An 18,540-nucleotide genomic window follows, 5' to 3' on the forward strand; every position below is an offset into this window, starting at 1 on the left:
CTGCCAAACATCTCGCGCGGCACCCCCCGCCCCAGACCTGCGCGCCCGCATCCCGCAGGCGGGCTGACCCCGCTTGACCCTGAAAGGTGCGCCCGATGCAGCAAAGTGTCTATGTCTCCATCACCGGATTGCAGGTGCGGCGGGTCTGGCATATCCCGACCTTCTGGTCGCATGCGATCAAATCCATGGTGCAAGCGCGTAATGCCCCCGGCAATATCTCGGCCGACGCGCGCACCATCAACGGCGTTCATCACACGCTTTCAGTCTGGACTGACAAGGACGCCATGCGGGCCTATCTGACCACGGGTCCGCATCTTGAGGCCATGCGACTGTTTCCCAGCATCGCAACGGGCAAGGTGGTTGGCTATCAGACAGATCGAATTCCCGATTGGTCTGAAATCAATGCCATTTGGCGTGATCACGGGCGTAATGTCTGATTCACCTTGCCAAAGTGAGTGATTCTAACATATGTAAGCATATCTAACTTTATCGGAGCACTCCATCCATGACCAAGCGTAGGACATCCGCTATTCGAACGGCGCTTGGTCGGGTTCTGACCGTGACAGTCACGCTTATGGTTTGCGGGGGCGCTGCGGCGGCCATCATTGGCGGGTATTCCCTGATCGCCGCCACACGCGATGTCGCCCCCGGTAGTGCGGCGCCAAGAACCGCAGTGGGGGTGATGTCGGTTGAACTGGCGCAAGGCTACACTGTCGCCCGCCGGTTCACGGGCCAGATCGAGGCTGCGGCGCAGGTCGATCTGGGCTTTGAACTGGGCGGGCGCATTACCGAAATGCTGGTCGAGGAAGGCGATGTGGTGGCCGCAGGCACGGTGCTGGCGCGTCTGGACACCACCGCCCTGACCCCCGAACGCGCGGCGCTACAGGCGGAACTGGCCGCCCTTGCTGCCGACGCCGAATTGGCCCGCCTGACATTGGCGCGGGGCGATGCGCTGACGGAGCGCGGCTTTCGCTCGGTTGCTGCGCAGGACGAAGCGCGGCTGACACTGGCGCGGGCCGAGGCCGGGATGGCGGCTGTGCGCGCGCGTATCGCGGGCGTTAATGTTCGGCTGGAAAAATCCGTGCTGACAGCGCCATACCCCGCCCGCATTGGCGCGCGCATGGCCGACCCCGGACAGACAGCGGCAGCAGGGCAAACTGTTCTGGCGCTGTTCGACACGCAGCCTGCGCGCGCCCGTGTCGGACTGCCGCCGGAACTGGCCGCCGGGCTGGCGGTGGGGGGCACTGTCACCGTCGCGTTGGACGGCGCGCTGATGGAGGCCACTCTTCGTCAGATCCGACCCGATCTTGACCCCAACACCCGCAGCCGGTCGGTTGTTCTGACCCTGCCCGAAAGTGCTGCGCCGGTTCTGGGCGATACGGTCGCGCTGCTGCTGACGCAGGTGGTCGATGTTGCGGGGTTTTGGGCCCCGCTTGGCGCTTTGCGCGAAGGGGTGCGCGGGTCATGGTCGGTCATGGCGGTGGAAACCACGGCGATGGGCGACCGCACCCTGTCTGCGGCGGTCGAGGTGATCCATACAGAGGGCACGCGCGTGTTCCTGCGCGGGGCGCTTCCCCCCGGTGCGCGCATCGTGGCCGAGGCGCCGGACCGTGTAACCCCTGGCCAGCTTGTTCTGGCGCAGTCGGAGTGAAGGGTATGGCCACGCTGTTTTTCCGTCAGCCGCGCCTTGTGATGCTGGCGCTTCTGGTGATCCTGTCTGCGGGGGCGTCGGCCCTGTGGTCCATCGGGCGACAGGAAGACCCGACCATCACCAATATCTTCGCCACCATCACCACCGTCTTTCCGGGGGCAGACCCTGCGCGGGTTGAAGCGCTGGTCACCGCCAAGATCGAAACCGAATTGCGCACTATCCCCGAGATTGCCGAGGTGGCGTCAACATCTGCCACTGGCATTTCGGTCATTTCAGTGGAGCTTATCGAAACTGTCCCCCCCGCGACCATTGAACAGCTTTGGGCGCAGGTCCGCGATGCGGTGGCGGACGCGCAGCGACTGTTTCCAGCGGGGGTTCTGGAACCCGATTTCGACAGTGACGGGGCGGGCGGGTATGCCGCAATCTTTGCCCTGACCCTGCCCGAGGGGGTCGCCCTGACCCGCGCCGCACGCGAAGCCGAGGCACTGGCCGACCGTCTGCGGCGCGTTGCCGGCACCTCTCTGGTCGATCTGCACGGACTGCCCGAGGAGGAGGTGCTGGTCACCCTGCATCCTGACCGTGCTGCCGCCCTTGGCCTGACCGCCGATGACGTGTCAGCCGCCATCCGCGCGGCGGATGCCAAGGTGCAGGCGGGCCGGTTGCGCGGCGATCAGACCGATCTGGTGCTGGGCATCACGGGTGAGATCACGTCCCTGGACCGGCTGCGCGCCGTGGTGCTGCGCGAAGATGCAGCGGGCCGTGTCACGCTTCTGGGCGATGTGGCGCAGATTACCCGTGGCCCCCGTCTGCCGCTGGCCGAGGCTGCTTTGTTTCAGGGCCAACCCGCAATCCTGATTTCCGCCAAACTTAGCGAGGGGTTGCAGGTTGACCGCTGGATGGGTGACATCCGCGCCGCTGTGGCCGTGCATGGCGCGGAACTGCCTTGGGGCCTGTCCATCGAAACGGTCTTCGACCAGAGCCGCTACACCCTTGAGCGGCTGGCCGAAGTCGGGCTGAACATGGCCATCGGTGTCGCGCTGGTGGTTGCGGTGCTGTTCATCACGCTGGGGCCGCGTTCGGCGCTGATCGTGGCGATGGTGCTGCCAGTGGTGACGCTGGCCTCGGTGGCCACGCTGAATGCGCTTGCCGTGCCGATCCACCAGATGAGTGTGACCGGCCTGATCGTGGCGCTTGGCCTTCTGGTCGATGCGGCCATCGTGATGACGGATGAAGTGGGCAAGCGCCTGCGCGCGGGGCTGTCGCGGCTTGAGGCCGTTGCGGGATCGGTGCGGCGGCTGACGATGCCGCTCACGGCCTCCACCATCACCACCATCCTGTCCTTCATGCCGCTTCTGCTGCTGCCCGGCCCTGCGGGGGATTTCGTGGGTTCCATCGCAACAGCGGTGATCGTGATGCTGGCATGGTCTTTGGTCGTCGCTGTCACCGTCACTCCGGCGATTGCGGGATACTGGCTGCGCCCCGGCGATGGAACACCCCCGCGCGAAGGCCTGCTCATGCGCGGCTTTCGGGCGGTCCTGACGCTCTCAATGGCCAACCCGCTGCGCACGGTCGCGCTGTCGCTGGTTTTGCCGGTGATAGGTTTCCTGTCGCTGCCGACACTGACGCCACAATTCTTTCCCGGCGTGGACCGCGACCAGTTCCATATCGAGGTTGATCTGCCCCCCGGCACCGGCATTGCCGAGACGCTGCGCATGGTGCGCGAGATCGACGCAACGCTTGCGGCTCATGCCGATATTCTGGACGTGGCCTGGGTGGTGGGCCGGTCTGCGCCTGCGTTCTATTACAACATGGTCGGGGACCGCGATCAGGCACCGGCCTTCGCGCAGGCGCTGATCCGCACCACATCAGCTGCCGCAACCGAAGGGCTGTTGGTGAATCTGCAGGCCAATCTGCCGCCCGAATTCCTGCAAGCCCGCTTCGTCATACGCAGTCTGACCCAAGGGCCGCCGGTCAATGCGCCAGTGGAACTGCGCCTTGTGGGCCAGGATATCGACGCGCTGCGCCTTGCGGGTGATGACCTGCGGCTGCTGTTGGCGCAGGTGTCCACAGTGGCCATGGTGCGCAGTGGGATTGCGGGCGGTGCGCCCAAGCTGACCTTGCAGGTCGACGAGGCGCGCGCGCGTCTTCTTGGCCTTGATCTGGGCCAGATCGCGCGCCAGATGGAGGCAGGACTGGAAGGCGTCACCGGCGGGTCACTGCTGGAGGGGACCGAGGAACTGCCCGTCCGCGTGCGCCTTGGCGCGGGGCTGCGCGGCGACCCGGTGGCGATTGGCGACATGCCGATCCTGCCGCCGGGAGCAGCCGGAGTTGCGGCGACTGGCCAGTTCCCCGCTGTGCCGCTCTCGACCTTTGGTGCGCTGCGGCTGGAGCCGTCGGAAAGCACAATCACCCGGCGCAATGGCGAACGGGTGAACACCGTTCAGGCGTTCCTGATGCCCGGCATCCTGCCCGCTGTGGCCCTGTCGCAGGCGATGGCGGTGCTGGAGGCCGAGGGCTACGCGCCACCGCAGAGCATCCGTCTGGAAACCGGCGGCGATTCTGATGCGCGCAACAGCACCGTCGATGCGTTGATCGCCCCCTTGGGCCTGATCATCACCCTGTCGATTGCCGTCGTAGTGATGACGTTCAATTCCTTTCGCCTGACGCTGATTGCCTTCACGGTAGCGGGCCTGTCGGCGGGCTTGTCAATGCTGGCGCTGGCGGTGTTCGACTACCCGTTCGGGATCAATGCCATCATCGGGGTTATCGGCTCCATCGGGGTGTCGATCAACGCCGCCCTGATTGTGCTGTCGGGGCTGCAGGAAGACCCACGCGCCAGCGCGGGCGACCGCGCGGCGATGGTCGATGTCGTGGCGGGCTCCGCCCGGCACATCACCTCGACCACCATCACCACCGTTGGGGGGTTCCTGCCGCTGATCCTTGGCGGTGGCGGGTTCTGGCCGCCCTTTGCCATGTCGGTGGCGGGCGGTGTCGCGCTGTCGGTGACGCTGGCCTTCGCCTTCACCCCGCAGATGTTCGCACTGACGCTGCCAAGGCGCCCGCTTGGGGCTGACGATGATGGCCCCCGTCACCCCGCCGAAACGCTGCCCCGCCGCGCGGGTGACTGATACCAGCGCCCCAGGCAAGGGCGCATCATGATCATTGCCCCCCCTTGACGCAGCGCTTCGGCGGGGTGACGGGGCCAGCGATGGTATCAGGCGCGCCTTTGCCACCCAACTGGCCGAACAGGGGTTCGTCAAACAGGAACACTTGGGGATTGCCCATCATGGCGCACCCTGTTTTGCGATAGCGTTAGTGTGTGCCGGTCATCAGGCTGCACCCGAAGATACAGGTCCGGTTCGGCACTTTGGCTGAGCACTGTGCGTGCGTTCACCATGTCGTTGCTGTCGGCGCGGGCCTCGGCCTGTGGCGGGCTTAAGCCATGGTCCAGCCACCGCGCAACAAGGCGTGCCCGCAAGACGGGCAGCGGCACGTCAATCAACACTGTCATATCGAACAGGCCCGCAAGTCCCGCCCAGTCGCCGGTGGGAAGCAACAGGTAATTCCCCTCGAACACGGCGATACGCGCCTGTGTGTCCAGCGTTCCCGCGCCCGGCAGTGTCTTGTCCTGTGCGCGGTCGAACAGCGGGTAGGCAATGTCCCCCTGATCCGCGCGCACGGCTTGAACCAGCGCTACGAAGCCCGCAGCATCGAAGGTTTCCGGCGCGCCCTTGCGGTCCAATAACCCTTTTGCCTGCAGGTCCGCATTGTCCAGATGGAACCCGTCCATCGGCACCAGCGCGGCCCTGCCCGCACCCGCTTGCGCGCACAGCGCTGCGACGAGATCCGCAGCAAGGGTGGACTTTCCGGCAGCGGGCGGTCCGGCCAGCGCTACAAGGAACCGCTTGTCGCCGTGCTGGCGTGCCAGCAGATGCGTGGCCAATTGCGATACAACACTTTCTTGCAAAATACTCGCCCCCGTTTTTCCTGCCATCCAATGCCGCATCAGGACCGTTTGCGCATTAGAGTGGGTCGCGTGCATTCGCATTCACGCCACATACTCTAACTTATTGATTTCGCGGGTTCAAGAAGCTCAAAACCAGTTCCCAATTTTGCGCATAAAAACACGCGACCATAGTTTACGCGGACCTTTCGGACGTATGCATGCGCGTGACCATCAGCGCGGCAGCTTGCCCAAGTGCGGCCAGGGCCGTATCGGCCGTATGCGGGTGCAGCCGCTGCTGCGGCCCTGACACTGCCAGCGCCCCAAGGCAATGCGCCCCCGACACAAGGACCGGCACCGCGCAGGCCCAGTATCCCGGGGATCGTTCGCCGATGGACACACACCCCCCGTCAGGGCGCAATTTGGCTTTTGCGATGCTGCAGCCAAGCCCCCATGCGGCCAATACATGCCCCGCCGCACCGCATTGCAACGACATGCGCATCCCCTCATCCAGGTGGTGCCGCCCCCGGCCGGGCGCATTTTCACGATACAGGCACAGCCGTTCATCCGCATCGATGACATAGAAGGATGCCGTCTCTCCGGTGTCGCGCACAAGTTTGCGCAGGGTGGGGCGAATGACGTCATCCAATTCATAGCCGCGCCGATACAGCGCACCAAGGCGCCACAATGCCGGGCCGGGACGATAGCGCCCGTCCGCATCCTTGCGCAAATAGCCATAGCGGATCAGCGATGCGGCCAGCCGCAGGATGGTACTTTTATACAGGCCGGTTTCCTCGGCCAGTTCCGCAAGGCTTAGGGATGTGCGTTCCATGTCGAAGGCTTCCAGAAGCGACAAGGCGCGTTCAACTGCGTCAACACGGTATTGCGGCCTTGGTGTTCTGTCAGACGAAACGTTCATGAATTCTGATTGCCCGAAACCGGAACTTGCTGCAAGGCTTTCGCTATTGGAACAGGGGGGGTGATATGTCCGCACCATTGACCGCTATTCGCGTGCTTGATCTGTCGAATGTGCTGGCCGGGCCGTTTTGCGGCCATTTGCTGGCCCATCTTGGCGCAGAGGTGATCAAGATCGAACCCCCCGCAGGCGGTGATCTGGCCCGCGAACTGGGCGCGGACCCGGACCTTAGCGCGCGGGGCATGGGCGTGTCATTTCTGGCACAGAACGCGGGTAAGAAGTCGGTTGCACTGAACCTGAAGGACGCGCAGGACAAGGCACGCTTTCTGCGTCTGGTCAGGTCTGCCGATGTGGTGTTGGAGAATTTTCGCCCCGGCGTGATGGGGCGGCTGGGGCTGGGATATGACACGCTGAAAGGGGTCAATCCGCGCCTGATCTACTGCGCCATTTCCGGTTTCGGCCAATCCGGCGACTGGGCCAAGAACCCCGCTTATGACCAGATCGTTCAAGGCATGAGCGGGGTCATGTCAATCACGGGGGACGCGGACAGCGCGCCGTTGCGGGTGGGCTATCCGGTGGCGGATACAGTGGGCGGGTTGATGGCGGCCTTCGCCATTTCGGCCATGCTGAACGCCCCTGAACGCGGCGGGGTTATTGACGTGTCCATGTTGCATGCCATGCTGGGCACCATGGGGTGGGCGGTGTCGAACTGGCTTATTGCGGGTGTTGCGCCCACGCCCAACGGGAACGAGAATCTGACCTCTGCGCCATCTGGCACGTTCCGAACGCAGGACGCGCCGGTGAATATTGCCGCCAACAAGGACACGCAATGGCAGCTTCTGGCCCGCCATATCGGGCGCGAGGATTTGCTGGAACACCCTGATTTCGCAACGCGCGAGGATCGCAAGCGCAACCGGATCGCGCTGCGCGGGCAAATTGAATCCGTGCTGGTCACCCGCCCCGCCGATGACTGGGTGCAGGAACTGAACGCGCTGGGCGTGCCAGCGGGCAAGGTGTTTACTGTCCCCCAGATACTGGACCACCCTGCCATTGCCGAAAGCGGATTGATCGCCACCTATGCCAATGTTCCGGGCGTGGGACGCGATGTGCGGCTGGTCCGTCCGGGGATGCGCATCGACGGGCAGGTGCCCACTGTCAGCGCGCCGCCGCCACAGTTGGGCCAGCACACGGACGAAATTTTTGCGCAGCTGGATGCGACAGAACGGCAGGACACCCCTGATAAAAGGTGACAGGTATTTCCGGTTCAGAAATACCGCAAAGTAACAGGTTAAACCGGTTCAGGGCTGTTCCATCGCGGCACCCCATTCGCTTAGGAACTGGCGCCGCATTTGCTGGTCAAGCCAAGTCATAAGGCCGGGGTCCAGCTGGATGGGGCGCAAATGCGGGGCATTCAAAAATTCGACCACATCGACCGGCGGCAGGTGGGCGGCATCTGCAATCAGGTTTTTGCCTTCGTCCGATAGCATGAAGGACAAGAAATCGACGCCCTGCTGCGGCGCACGGGCCGTGACGGGCACAAGCGCTGTGCGCAACAGGGTCAGGGTGTAGTCCTCCAGCTCGATCAGATGCACGGGGGCGTCGGGGGCCAGATGTGTGGCAGCATAGCTGCCGATGACATTATAGGCCATCAGCAACTCGCCGCTGCGCACGGCTTCCAGCATATTGAACGAACAGCAATATAGCTGCACATTCAACCGCCCCAGAACCTCGGACAGGCGCCAGAACGAGTCTGTTGTGCGGGCGTCCTGTGTTGCGAACATATATCCGACACCCGATGAAACAGGGTCATAGGTGCCAATTCGTCCATCGAACATTTCGGTGTTTTCGCGCAACATGTCGATCAGGTCATGACGGCTGCGCGGCGCAGGCCGCCCGTTTGCAAGCACACTGTCATGAACAATCAAAACAGCGGGTTCCTGCGCGACGGAAAAAACCAGATCACGCCAACGCGCCCAGTCCGGCAGGGCGTCGGCGCCGCTGGGCCGGATGGCGGTGGCATGCCCGTCATTGGCCAGCTTGATCTGCAGGTCCATCGCCGAGGAGATTACCAGATCATACTGCGCGCCCGCCTCGGTGATGGCGATATAGGTGTCGATGCTGGGGGCTTCGGAATACCGGATGCGCAGGTCGGGGTTGCGCGCCAGATAGGCCCTGATGACCGGCGCAAACAGTTCTGTATCGGCGGTTGCGATGATTTCCAGCGTCATGCGCGCCTGATCATTGCCAAACCATGTGTCGTGATCAATGGTGAAGCTTTCTGCCCACCCTGATGCGGGCAGCATAATCACCAGCGCGGCTGCATTGATCAGCGTGGTAAATCGAGTGTCGCGCATGTGCCGCCCCCGTCTGCGTCGATGATGCTAAAGGTGCCCCCCATCGTGTCTGCCACTTCCTGCACGATGGTCAGCCCCAACCCGGCCCCGACAATGTTTTCGCTGGTGGCACCACGTTGAAACCGCCGGACCAGTTGCGCCGTGGGGGCACCCCCTATTCCCGGGCCATGATCGCGCACGCAGGCCCGATACCCCGCCCCGTGACGTTTCAGACTGACCTCAATATCAGTTTCCGCAGGCGGGTATTTCACGGCATTGTCCAGCAGGTTGCGAAGCGCGGCTTCCAGCAGGACAGAATCCGCGCGGATCGGGCAGGGGTGGTCAGGCAGGGTCAGAACGAAGGTCATGTCGCGCATATCCGCGCTGGTGCGAAAGCGCTCCACAAGTTTGGCCATCAACGAACACAGGTCGATTTCGGTCTGCTCCAGCTGTTCTGAACGATAGAGGATGGTTGCGTGTTCCAGCAATTGCCCCGCAGATCGCGCGCATTCATCTGCAGACCGGATCATCCGCCGGATGCGCTGGCGCTGGGCGTCCTCTTGGGTGCTGCGCAGCAGAAGTTCCCCCTCGCTGCGCAGGGTGGCAAGGGGGGTGCGGATGTGGTGCGCGGCTTCGGCCAGAAAAGTCTCGGTGTGGTGGAAGGCCGCCTTTAGCCGCGCGATAAAGGCATTCAGCGCGCCCACAAGTGGCAGCAATTCGGCAGGCGCGGGCTGGCGCACAGGCCGCAAATCATGTGCGCCCCGCCGCCCGACGGCATTTGCAATGGTGCGGATCGGGCGCAGCATGTTTCCCGCACTGACAAGGCTAAGCGGAATGGACACAAGAAACAGCAATAACCCGAAAACCGCCGCATTCTGGGCCAGTTGCGCAGCAATCCTGCGCTGGCCGTCGCGGGTATGGCCGACAACAACCTGAACCGGCGTCAGTGTGTTGTCGATCATCAGTGCCCGCGACACAGTGGCCAGCCGCAGATCTGCACCGCGGTAAGTGTCATTGTAGAAAACTGGCGTCAGCGCGGGGCTGGACAGCGACAGAACTGGTAAATCCTCGTATCCGCTAAGGGCCGTGTCGTTTACCGAAAACCGATAGAACAGACGTTCCTGCCCGGTTGCCGAAAGCATGGACAAGGTGCTGGGGGGCAGGTCAATACGCACGCCCTGATCCGTTGCGCGCAGGTTGGACGCCATCGACAAGGTTGCCGCACCAAGGATCGCGTCCATTGTCGCCTGTGATGCGCGCTGCGCGGAATACAAAACCGCCAGATACAGCCCCACCGCCAGCGCGGCCGCCAGCACCAGAAGTTGCACCACCAGCCGCTGGCGCAGGGAATGGGGCTGCGGGGCGCGTCCGGCGGTGGGGGCAGGGGGGGCGGGCACAGTCACGCGACCAGCCTGTAGCCGATACCGCGCACTGTCTCTATGCGCGCGCCCGACCCGTCCAGTTTGCGGCGCAATCTGGCAACATAGACTTCGATGGCGTTGTCGCTGACCGCTTCATCGAAGGAAAACAGCCGGTCACATAGCTGGTCCTTCGAGAAAATGCGCCCCGCCCCCGCCAGCAGCACTTCCAGCAGGCGCAATTCCCGGTTGCGCAATGTCCGAACCTCGCCTGCGATGGTAACCGTTGCTTCCATCGGATTGAAGGCCATATCCGCGAAATGCAGCACTGGCGCGGGATTGTGCCCCTGCCTGCGCAACACGGCCCTGCACCGCGCTTTCAGTTCCTCGAAATCGAAGGGTTTGGTGATATAGTCATCCGCCCCCAGATCCAGCGTGCCAACGCGGTCGCTGACTTCGGATCGGGCTGTCATAACGATGATGGGCGTGGCCAATTGCGCGCGCCGCCGCTTCAGAAAGCTGCGCCCGTCACCATCGGGCAAGGTGATGTCCAGCAAGATAAGGTCATATTGCGCAGCCGCCAGACAGGCCTCTGCCTCGGACAGATTGGTGGCATGGTCCACGCCGTGCCCTTCGGAACCAAGCTGGGCAAGAACGGTTTGTGCAAGGTTCTGGTTATCCTCGATCAACAGGAAGCGCACTGTCTTCAGCCCCTTCTTCGCAGGAAAATCCCGGCGTGTCAGCTTGGTGTAAGTTTGATCGGAAATCAAGCTTGCAGCCGCACCAACCTGGAGGGGTGTGTGGCCTCAGAAACCGGGAGGACTACCAATGATTTCGATTACGCGCCGCACCTTGGGTGTCGCGGCAGCCTCTGTGATTGCGCTGGGCGCAGCATTTTCCGCAGCAGCGGATCAAACCCATGACCGTATCCATTTCCTGATCCCCGGCGGCGCCGGCGGCGGGTGGGACGGTGCCGCGCGCGGTGTTGGCGAAGCGCTGACTGCGGCGGGCATTGTTGGCAACGCCAGCTTTGAAAACATGTCTGGCGGTGGGGGCGGGCTGGCCTTCACCTACCTGATCGACAATGCCGCGTCCAACGCGGGCACGCTGATGGTGCAATCCACGCCGCTGATCATTCGTGGGTTGACCGGTGAAATCAGCCAGTCCTTCCGCGACGCTGTGCCGATTGCCGGTGTCTTGGGTGATTTCGCGGCGCTGGTCGTGCCAGGCGACAGCCCGATCGAGACATTCGCCGATTTCCTTGAAGCCTATCAAGCTGATCCTGACGCAGTGGCCACCGGCGGCGGGTCGGTGCCCGGCGGAATGGACCATCTGGTGGCGTCATTGGTGTTGGAAGCTGCAGGGCTGAATGCGGAAGATGTGCAGTATATCCCCTATGACGCGGGTGGCACGGCCATGGCAGGGCTGCTATCGGGCGAAATTCAGGCACTGTCCACCGGCTTTTCCGAAGCGGTCGAAATGGCCGCCGCCGGAGAGGTGCGCATCCTGGGTGTCACCGCATCCGAGCGTCTGGCAGATTTCCCGGATGTGCCGACATTCGCCGAACAGGGCGCGGAGATGGAATTCGTGAACTGGCGCGGCTTCTTCGCGGCCCCCGGATTGCCTGATGATCAGGCCGAGGCCTATGTGGCCGCGCTTCAGGCCATGATGGAAACCCCCGAATGGGAAGCCGTGCGCGCGCGCAATGGCTGGACCAACATCTGGTATGCTGGCGATGATTTCACGACATTCCTGACCAACCAGGAAACGGAAATGCGCCAGATGATGATAGATCTGGGCTTCCTCTGAACACTGCATGGCCCCGGATCATGATCCGGGGCCAGTTTGCTTTACCGACAGGAGAGTAGTATGGCGCTTGATCGCTGGTTGGCTTTGGCCATTCTTGGCCTGTGTCTGGTGTATGGCTATGCCGCATGGTTCACGATGGACGCGAACCTGCCGCGCTTCATGCAGCGCAACCCGGTCTGGCCCAGCACATTCCCCAAGGCATTGGCGGTGATGGGCGCGATTTGCGCGTTCTATATCCTTGTATTCCAGAAACCGATGGACGCGGCGGGCGATGATGATGTCGATTACCGCAAATTCCTGTCCTATAACTGGGGGCAGGCGCTGGTGCTGATTGTGTTGATGCTGGTCTATGCGGTGTGCCTGCGTCCCTTGGGCTTTATCGGGTCTACTGTCGGGTTCCTGATTGCCGGGGCATGGGTCCTTGGCGAACGGCGGGTGCATATCTCGGGCCTTGTCTCGGTGGTGGCCGCAGGCGGGATATGGTGGCTGGTGTCAGACGTGCTTGGCATTTTCCTTCGCCCCCTGCCATTTTTCCTGATGTAAAAAGGACAGTCTGATGCTGGACGGTATTCTTCTGGGCCTGACGACTGCGCTGTCGGTCCAGAACCTGTTTCTGGTCACTATGGGATGCATTATCGGCACATTGATCGGCATGTTGCCGGGGCTGGGGCCGATGTCGATTATAGCAATCATGATCCCTATCGCCATAGGCATAGGGGACCCGGCCAGCGCGTTGATCTTGCTGGCGGGCGTGTATTACGGGGCAATCTTTGGGGGGTCGACCAGTTCTATCCTGATCAACGCGCCGGGTGTGGCGTCAACTGTGGCAACCAGTTTTGACGGCTACCCGATGGCGCGCAAGGGGCTGGCGGGCAAGGCGTTGACCATTGCTGCGATTTCCAGCTTTATCGGTGGTTCGGTCGGTGCCGTGCTGTTGATGATCTTCGCCCCGGCTTTGTCGTCGGTCGCATTGCTGTTCCATTCTGCCGAATATTTCGCCCTGATGGTGCTGGGACTGGCGGCGATTGCTGCCTTTGCGGGCCAAGGCAATGTGGCCAAGGCCGTGTTGATGACCATTCTTGGCCTGATCATGGCAACTGTGGGTGAGGGGGCATTGTTCAACGCCGCGCGTTTCACCATGGGCTTGCCGTCGCTGCAATCGGGTTTTGGGTTCATCACGCTGGCCATGGCCATGTTTGCCCTGCCCGAAGCGCTGTTTCTGGTCATGCATCCGGCGCGTTCGGGCAAAGGGGGCAAGGCTGGCGAAATCGGCAAATTGCGCATCACGCGCCAGGATGCCCGCGACATGGCCCCAGTCGTGGGGCGCCAGTCGATACAGGGGTTCTTTATCGGGGTGCTGCCGGGGGCAGGGGCGACAATCGCATCATTTCTGGGCTACGCGGTCGAACGCAACCTTGCCAGTCCCAAGGACCGCGAACAATTCGGCAAAGGGTCGGTCAAGGGACTGGCCGCCCCGGAGGCTGCGAATAATGCCGCCTGTTCAGGGTCTTTTGTGCCGCTGCTGACATTGGGCATTCCCGGTTCGGGCACCACGGCCATTTTGCTGGGCGCGCTGATTTCGCTGAATGTCACGCCGGGCCCACGCCTGATGACCGACAGCCCGGATATTTTCTGGGCGGTCATCATCTCGATGTATATCGGCAATGTGGTGTTGTTGGTGCTGAACCTGCCGCTGATCCCCTATATTGCAAAATTGCTGGCCGTGCCGCGGCCCTTTTTGATACCGTTCATCTTGTTTTTCACGCTGATGGGCAGCTATATCGGGCAGAACAACCCGACGGAACTGATGATCCTTGTTCTGTTGGGGATTGGGGCGACAGCGCTGCGAATGGCCAATTATCCGCTTGCGCCGCTGCTGATCGGGTTCATTCTGGGGCGGATGATGGAAGATAATTTCAGCCGTGCGATGCAGCTGTATCGTGGCCCGTCATTCCTGTGGGAACGGCCTATGACGGCGGCGTTGCTGCTTCTGGCCCTAATCTTGCTTGTGCTGCCAAGCTGGCGGGCACGGCGCGAGAGGATGCGAAACCTTGACAGTTCGATGGGGGATTGACCGCGCGCGCCTGACCACGATTGTTGCGGCGGGGTGTGGCATAGCGCTGTTTCTGGCGCTTGACCTGCCGCTGCCATTCCTGCTTGGCCCTATGGCGGGCTGTCTGGTCGTCGGTCTGGCCGGGGTCCAGATGCGCGGCATGGGGGGCTTGGGCCACGCAATGCGCACCATTCTGGGCGTGGCGGTGGGGGCGTCGATTACCCCTGAACTGGTGGGGGAATTGCCGCGCATGGCGGCGTCGCTGGCCTTGGTGCCGGTCTACCTGGTGGTTGCGGCTGTGGTCGGGTATCCGCTTTTGCGGCGGGGTTTTGGCTTTGACCACCCGACGGCGTATTACGGGGCCATGCCCGGCGGCTTGCAGGATATGCTGATCTTCGGTGAAGAAGCGGGCGCCAACCCGCGCGCGCTGTCGCTCATCCATGCCACGCGTGTGGCGTTGATTGTCATGCTGGCCCCGCCGCTGCTGTGGGCCTTCTGGGGGGTGGACCTGCAAACCCCGCCGGGGCAGCCAGCGCTTGAAACACCGCATGTGCAACTTGTGCTGATGGCAGTTGCGGGCCTTGGCGGGTGGCAGTTGGCCAAACGCGTGGGGCTGTTTGGCGCGTCCATCCTTGGGCCGATGATTGCAACGGCCATATTGTCCCTTGCGGGGCTGATCACCATGCGCCCCCCCGCCGAGGCAATCTGGATTGCGCAGGTTTTCATCGGGCTGGCGGTGGGCGTGCGGTATTCGGGGCTGAAATGGCGCGAATTGCGCCATGACGTGGCCGCAGGTGCCGCGCTAAGCCTGTATCTGGCTGTGTTGACACTGATTTTCGCTGAAACCGTGTATCTGCTGGGCCTTGCGCCGCAGCTTGAAGCGTTCATGGCATTCGCGCCGGGCGGTCAGGCGGAAATGGCGGTTCTGGCGTTGCTTGCCGGGGCTGATCTGGCCTTTATTGTGACGCATCACATCACAAGGATCGTTCTGGTGATTGTGCTGTCGCCCCTTGTTCTGAAACTGTGGAAAGGAATGCGCCCATGAATGATGTGGCAGATTGGTGGCGCACATCGATCATCGATATGGAACCCGGCCGCATTGCGCTGCGCGGCCACCCTGTTGAAAACCTGATTGGTCAAGTCAGTTTCGCGCAGATGATCTGGCTTATGCTGCGCGGCACATTGCCCGATGAGGCGCAGGCGCGGCTGTTGGAATGCGCCCTTGTCGCGGCAGTGGATCACGGACCGCAAGCCCCGTCCATCGCGGCTGCGCGTATGGCGGTAACCTGTGGATTGCCGCTGAATAATGCGATGGGCAGTGCTGTCAACATGCTGGGTGATGTGCATGGCGGCGCAGGGGAACAATCGGTCGCCCTGTATCACAAGATTGCGGCGGGCATGGCCAGTGGCCAGACGCTGCAGGATGCGACGCGCGCGGGACTGGACGCGTGGCGGGCCGAGTATGGCCGGTTCATTCCGGGGTTTGGCCACCGCTTTCACAAACCTGTCGACCCGCGCGCGCCGGTTTTGCTGGCGCGTGTGGATGAAGCGGCGCAGGGCGGGACAGTGTCCGGCCAGTTCGCACAGATTGCCCGTGCGATAGAAACCGCGTTACATACCGAAAAGGGTAAACCCGTTCCTATGAATATCGACGGGGCAACCGCTGTGATCTATGCCGAACTGGGCTTTGCGGCCCCGTTGGCGCGCGGGTTGTTTTGTTTGTCGCGTTCTGTCGGGATATTGGCGCATTCATGGGAACAGATGCAGCAGGGCGGGCGCAACAAAGGCCCCACCCCGCCAGCGTATCGCTGGACCTTCGACCCTGAAGGTCAGGTGTGAAGCCATAGGAAACGGGCCGTCGGGTCCGCGGCTGCCCGCGCGCGATATCCGCGTGGCCGTCACCACCAGACTGCGCCGTGTTGCAACCGCGCGGCTATGTGCCGGTCAAGCGGCTGTCCAGCAATTCGCCGCGTTTGCTAAGCAAGGGGTAGCCGATCATGGCAAATGACGTGTTCAGGGACTTGAACGCGCGCAGAAGTTCAAGGTGGATTGCGCTTGTTTCGATGGACTCCGCCAATCCTTGACGCAGCCGTTCCAGATGGCGCGATTGCAGGTCGCGCGCGATGGTTCGGACATTTTCCTTTTCTGCAACCAGTTCGCGCGCAAGGCCCACATCTTCGGACATCAACACAGCAATCCCTTGTTGGACATTGCGCAGCACAAGGTCATGAAAATCCCCAAGCTCGCGCCAGCCATCCTTGGAAAAATTCAGGTCCTCCATGGATTTGCGGCGCGCAAGGTCCACGGCTTTGCGCGCGATCATATCAGCGCCGGATTCCAGATTCATGGCGGTCGCCGACAGGTCGAAGGCCCGCGTGCCAATATCATCCCCCCCGTCGCGCTTGCGCACCTTGGACAGGTAAATCCGCACATCCAGTGACCGGCTTTCGACCTGATGCAGGGCGTCTTGCAGTTGCTTTGCCGCCCCCTCGTCAAAGTTTTCGAACAGGGGAAGGACTTGCCGCATCATGGATTCAATGCGGTTTCCCATATCCACAAGTTCGCGCACCGCGCAGGCATAGGCGCGCGCTGGCTGGTCCTGCACTGCGGGATCCAGCGCTGTGCGCGCCATCTCGGGGGGGTGGGGGCCGGATGTGTCGGACACAAGCGCCCGCATCAGGCGCATGATGGGGGTCACCAATGGCAGGCATATGGCCAGCAAGACGGCATTGAACAACAGATGCAGGTGCAACGCCTGCGTTCCGGCATCCGCGCCCAGCAGCTGGACGGGAAACTGACCGCCCGCAATGGCCCACAGGGCCAATGCCGCCCCGCCCCCGCGTAGCGCAAGATTGGCCCAGATAACCCTGCGCACTGCGACATCCGATTTTAGTGTCAGCAACACCGCAATCATGGCCCCGCCCATATTGGCGCCAAGAACCATGGCAAAGGCCGCCACAGGCGGCAAGGCCCCTTGCGCAGCCAAAGTGGCGAATAACAGCACCGCAGCGACACTGGAATGCACCAGCCACGCAAAGGCCGCCGCCAGCAAAAAGGCACTCAGGACATCATTGGCCAGATACAGCATGACACTGCGCGCGCCCGCACTGTCCACCAGTGGCAGGCTGGCCGCGCGGATCAGGTCCAGCGACAGAAACACCAGCGCCAGACCAATCATGATGCGCCCGATCTGGCGCAGGCGTCGGCGCGAACTGCGCAGGAATATCAGCACCCCGCCCAACAGCAAAACCGGCGTGACACCGCCCAGCCGCGAACTCATGACAAGGGCCACCACCGCTGACCCAAGATCGGCCCCCAGCATGATGGCCATGCCCGCCATGCTGCCGATTGTCCCCGCTGAAACGAAACCGGCCATCAGCATGGCTACGGCGGTTGAACTTTGCAGCAGCACCGCTGCGCCTGCCCCGCTTGTGGCCGCCAGAATGCGGTTGGACGTGGACCGCCGCAGCCACAGGCGCAATTGCCCGCCAAACGCACGCTCGAACCCCGTCCGGACCAGTCGCACAGCCCAGATCAGCAGCGCCGCCGCGCCCGCCATGTTCAGGATAAAAAGAAGGGGCGATGTTTCCATGATGTCCCGCAGAAAGATAAGGCACTTACCTTGATCCGCGTCGGTCCGGAAGTCAAACAGCGCGTGGCCTGTCCGGCGGTCCTGTGGGGAGGGGGCGGGGGGGCGGGGGCGTTGCGCGCCCCGCGCATGACACGGTGCGCGCCGCCGCGCGCGAAGCTGCGGCGAATTTGGCCCGCACATCGGATCTGGCCGAACGTGGCGTGTCCACCAGCACAGCGCTTGATGCGGCCCGCACAACAGCCGAAGAAGCCGCCCTTGCGATACAACGCGCCGAGGCCACGCTTGCCCGTTTTGCGGCCGGTCAGATTGATGACCAGCCAGATGTGGTTGTCGCTGCCCGCAACGTGGCCGCCGCCGAAGCGGACGTGGCCCGCGCGCAAATGGATCTGGGCCGCGCCGAAGTGCGCGCCCCCATTGACGGAACGATCCTGGACATCCACGCCACACCGGGACAACGCCCGCCCGCCGAAGGCATCATGGAAATGGGTGATACCGACGTCATGATGGCCGAGGTTGAAATCTGGCAAGACAGGATCGCGGCGGTTGCCACGGGCCAGCCGGTGGACCTGGCCGCGCCCGCGCTGGGCGGTTCCCTGCGCGGCATTGTGCAAGGCATCGGGTTGACCGTGGGGCGGCAAGGTCTGATTTCTGACGATGCAGCCGCCAATTCCGATGCGCGGGTGATCAGGGTTCTGGTCGCGCTTGATGCGGCCTCATCCCTGGTTGCTGCGCGCTATGTCGGGCTGGAAGCGGTGGCCCGGATCGACACTGGCGCCGCTGCGCGGGCCATGCCATGAACCGCCTACTGCAATGGATGTTTGGCCGCCTGCCAATTGGCTGGCTGCAACTGACGCATAAGCGGGGCCGCTTCATGGCGGCCCTCAG

The 18,540-nt window shown here is 62.9% G+C and carries 16 protein-coding genes; 10 read left to right on the forward strand and 6 right to left on the reverse strand.

Annotation, left to right across the window (positions count from 1 at the left end; genetic code table 11):
* The first annotated feature begins 95 nt into the window (after positions 1-95).
* From ACTZWY_RS10510 to ACTZWY_RS10520, 3 genes are all read left to right on the forward strand, one after another.
* Positions 96-437, forward strand: a complete 342-nt coding sequence (locus ACTZWY_RS10510) for a hypothetical protein (protein ID WP_444790655.1) — start codon at positions 96-98, stop codon at positions 435-437.
* A gap of 68 nt (positions 438-505) precedes the next feature.
* Positions 506-1,651, forward strand: a complete 1,146-nt coding sequence (locus tag ACTZWY_RS10515; RefSeq protein WP_444790656.1) for an efflux RND transporter periplasmic adaptor subunit — start codon at positions 506-508, stop codon at positions 1,649-1,651.
* Between the two features lie 5 nt (positions 1,652-1,656).
* The gene (locus ACTZWY_RS10520) at positions 1,657-4,779 is read left to right on the forward strand and encodes an efflux RND transporter permease subunit (protein WP_444790657.1); all 3,123 of its coding nucleotides are present in this window, start codon (positions 1,657-1,659) and stop codon (positions 4,777-4,779) included.
* Between the two features lie 128 nt (positions 4,780-4,907).
* Here the strand turns inward: ACTZWY_RS10520 and ACTZWY_RS10525 are convergent, their stop codons facing one another.
* Together ACTZWY_RS10525 and ACTZWY_RS10530 are read right to left on the reverse strand one after the other, a co-directional pair.
* Positions 4,908-5,645, reverse strand: coding sequence for a hypothetical protein (locus ACTZWY_RS10525; protein WP_444790658.1), 738 nt, complete (start codon positions 5,643-5,645; stop codon positions 4,908-4,910).
* 145 nt (positions 5,646-5,790) lie between these two features.
* On the reverse strand, positions 5,791-6,513 hold the full coding sequence (locus tag ACTZWY_RS10530) for an IclR family transcriptional regulator (protein WP_444790659.1): 723 nt from the start codon (positions 6,511-6,513) through the stop codon (positions 5,791-5,793).
* Between the two features lie 65 nt (positions 6,514-6,578).
* On the opposite strand from ACTZWY_RS10530, the gene ACTZWY_RS10535 reads away from it, so the two are divergent.
* On the forward strand, positions 6,579-7,760 hold the full coding sequence (locus tag ACTZWY_RS10535) for a CaiB/BaiF CoA transferase family protein (protein WP_444790660.1): 1,182 nt from the start codon (positions 6,579-6,581) through the stop codon (positions 7,758-7,760).
* Positions 7,761-7,808: 48 nt separating this feature from the next.
* Here the strand turns inward: ACTZWY_RS10535 and ACTZWY_RS10540 are convergent, their stop codons facing one another.
* Genes ACTZWY_RS10540 through ACTZWY_RS10550 form a run of 3 tightly spaced genes read right to left on the reverse strand, consistent with a single transcriptional unit; the run spans position 7,809 to position 10,902 of the window.
* The gene (locus ACTZWY_RS10540) at positions 7,809-8,864 is read right to left on the reverse strand and encodes an ABC transporter substrate-binding protein (RefSeq protein WP_444790661.1); all 1,056 of its coding nucleotides are present in this window, start codon (positions 8,862-8,864) and stop codon (positions 7,809-7,811) included.
* Positions 8,837-10,246 carry a sensor histidine kinase N-terminal domain-containing protein gene (locus ACTZWY_RS10545; RefSeq protein ID WP_444790662.1) on the reverse strand — a complete coding sequence of 470 codons (1,410 nt, stop codon included), beginning with the start codon at positions 10,244-10,246 and terminating at the stop codon, positions 8,837-8,839. The genes ACTZWY_RS10540 and ACTZWY_RS10545 overlap by 28 nt, the downstream gene beginning before the upstream one ends.
* Positions 10,243-10,902: a response regulator transcription factor gene (locus tag ACTZWY_RS10550; protein ID WP_444790674.1), complete on the reverse strand. Its 660-nt coding sequence runs from the start codon at positions 10,900-10,902 to the stop codon at positions 10,243-10,245. Before ACTZWY_RS10550 ends, ACTZWY_RS10545 begins: the two co-directional genes overlap by 4 nt.
* Before the next feature lie 127 nt (positions 10,903-11,029).
* Between ACTZWY_RS10550 and ACTZWY_RS10555 the strand changes: the two genes are divergently transcribed.
* From ACTZWY_RS10555 to ACTZWY_RS10575, 5 genes are read left to right on the forward strand one after another with little or no spacing between them, the layout of a single operon-like run.
* On the forward strand, positions 11,030-12,010 hold the full coding sequence (locus ACTZWY_RS10555) for a tripartite tricarboxylate transporter substrate binding protein (RefSeq protein ID WP_444790663.1): 981 nt from the start codon (positions 11,030-11,032) through the stop codon (positions 12,008-12,010).
* Positions 12,011-12,070: 60 nt separating this feature from the next.
* Positions 12,071-12,553 (forward strand): tripartite tricarboxylate transporter TctB family protein, encoded by a 483-nt coding sequence (locus tag ACTZWY_RS10560; RefSeq protein WP_444790664.1) that lies wholly within the window; start codon positions 12,071-12,073, stop codon positions 12,551-12,553.
* 13 nt (positions 12,554-12,566) lie between these two features.
* Positions 12,567-14,084: a tripartite tricarboxylate transporter permease gene (locus ACTZWY_RS10565; RefSeq protein WP_444790665.1), complete on the forward strand. Its 1,518-nt coding sequence runs from the start codon at positions 12,567-12,569 to the stop codon at positions 14,082-14,084.
* Entirely contained in the window at positions 14,062-15,108 is a 1,047-nt protein-coding gene (locus ACTZWY_RS10570) for an AbrB family transcriptional regulator (protein WP_444790666.1), read from the forward strand. The genes ACTZWY_RS10565 and ACTZWY_RS10570 overlap by 23 nt, the downstream gene beginning before the upstream one ends.
* Entirely contained in the window at positions 15,105-15,902 is a 798-nt protein-coding gene (locus ACTZWY_RS10575; RefSeq protein WP_444790667.1) for a citryl-CoA lyase, read from the forward strand. The genes ACTZWY_RS10570 and ACTZWY_RS10575 overlap by 4 nt, the downstream gene beginning before the upstream one ends.
* Before the next feature lie 94 nt (positions 15,903-15,996).
* Here the strand turns inward: ACTZWY_RS10575 and ACTZWY_RS10580 are convergent, their stop codons facing one another.
* Positions 15,997-17,655, reverse strand: coding sequence for a Na/Pi cotransporter family protein (locus ACTZWY_RS10580; RefSeq protein ID WP_444790668.1), 1,659 nt, complete (start codon positions 17,653-17,655; stop codon positions 15,997-15,999).
* 83 nt (positions 17,656-17,738) lie between these two features.
* Here ACTZWY_RS10580 and ACTZWY_RS10585 point away from each other — a divergent pair, with 83 nt between their 5' ends.
* Positions 17,739-18,452, forward strand: coding sequence for an HlyD family efflux transporter periplasmic adaptor subunit (locus tag ACTZWY_RS10585; RefSeq protein ID WP_444790669.1), 714 nt, complete (start codon positions 17,739-17,741; stop codon positions 18,450-18,452).
* The last annotated feature ends 88 nt before the right edge of the window (positions 18,453-18,540 follow it).

Source organism: Roseinatronobacter sp. NSM (assembly GCF_052379845.1).
Lineage (GTDB): Bacteria > Pseudomonadota > Alphaproteobacteria > Rhodobacterales > Rhodobacteraceae > Roseinatronobacter.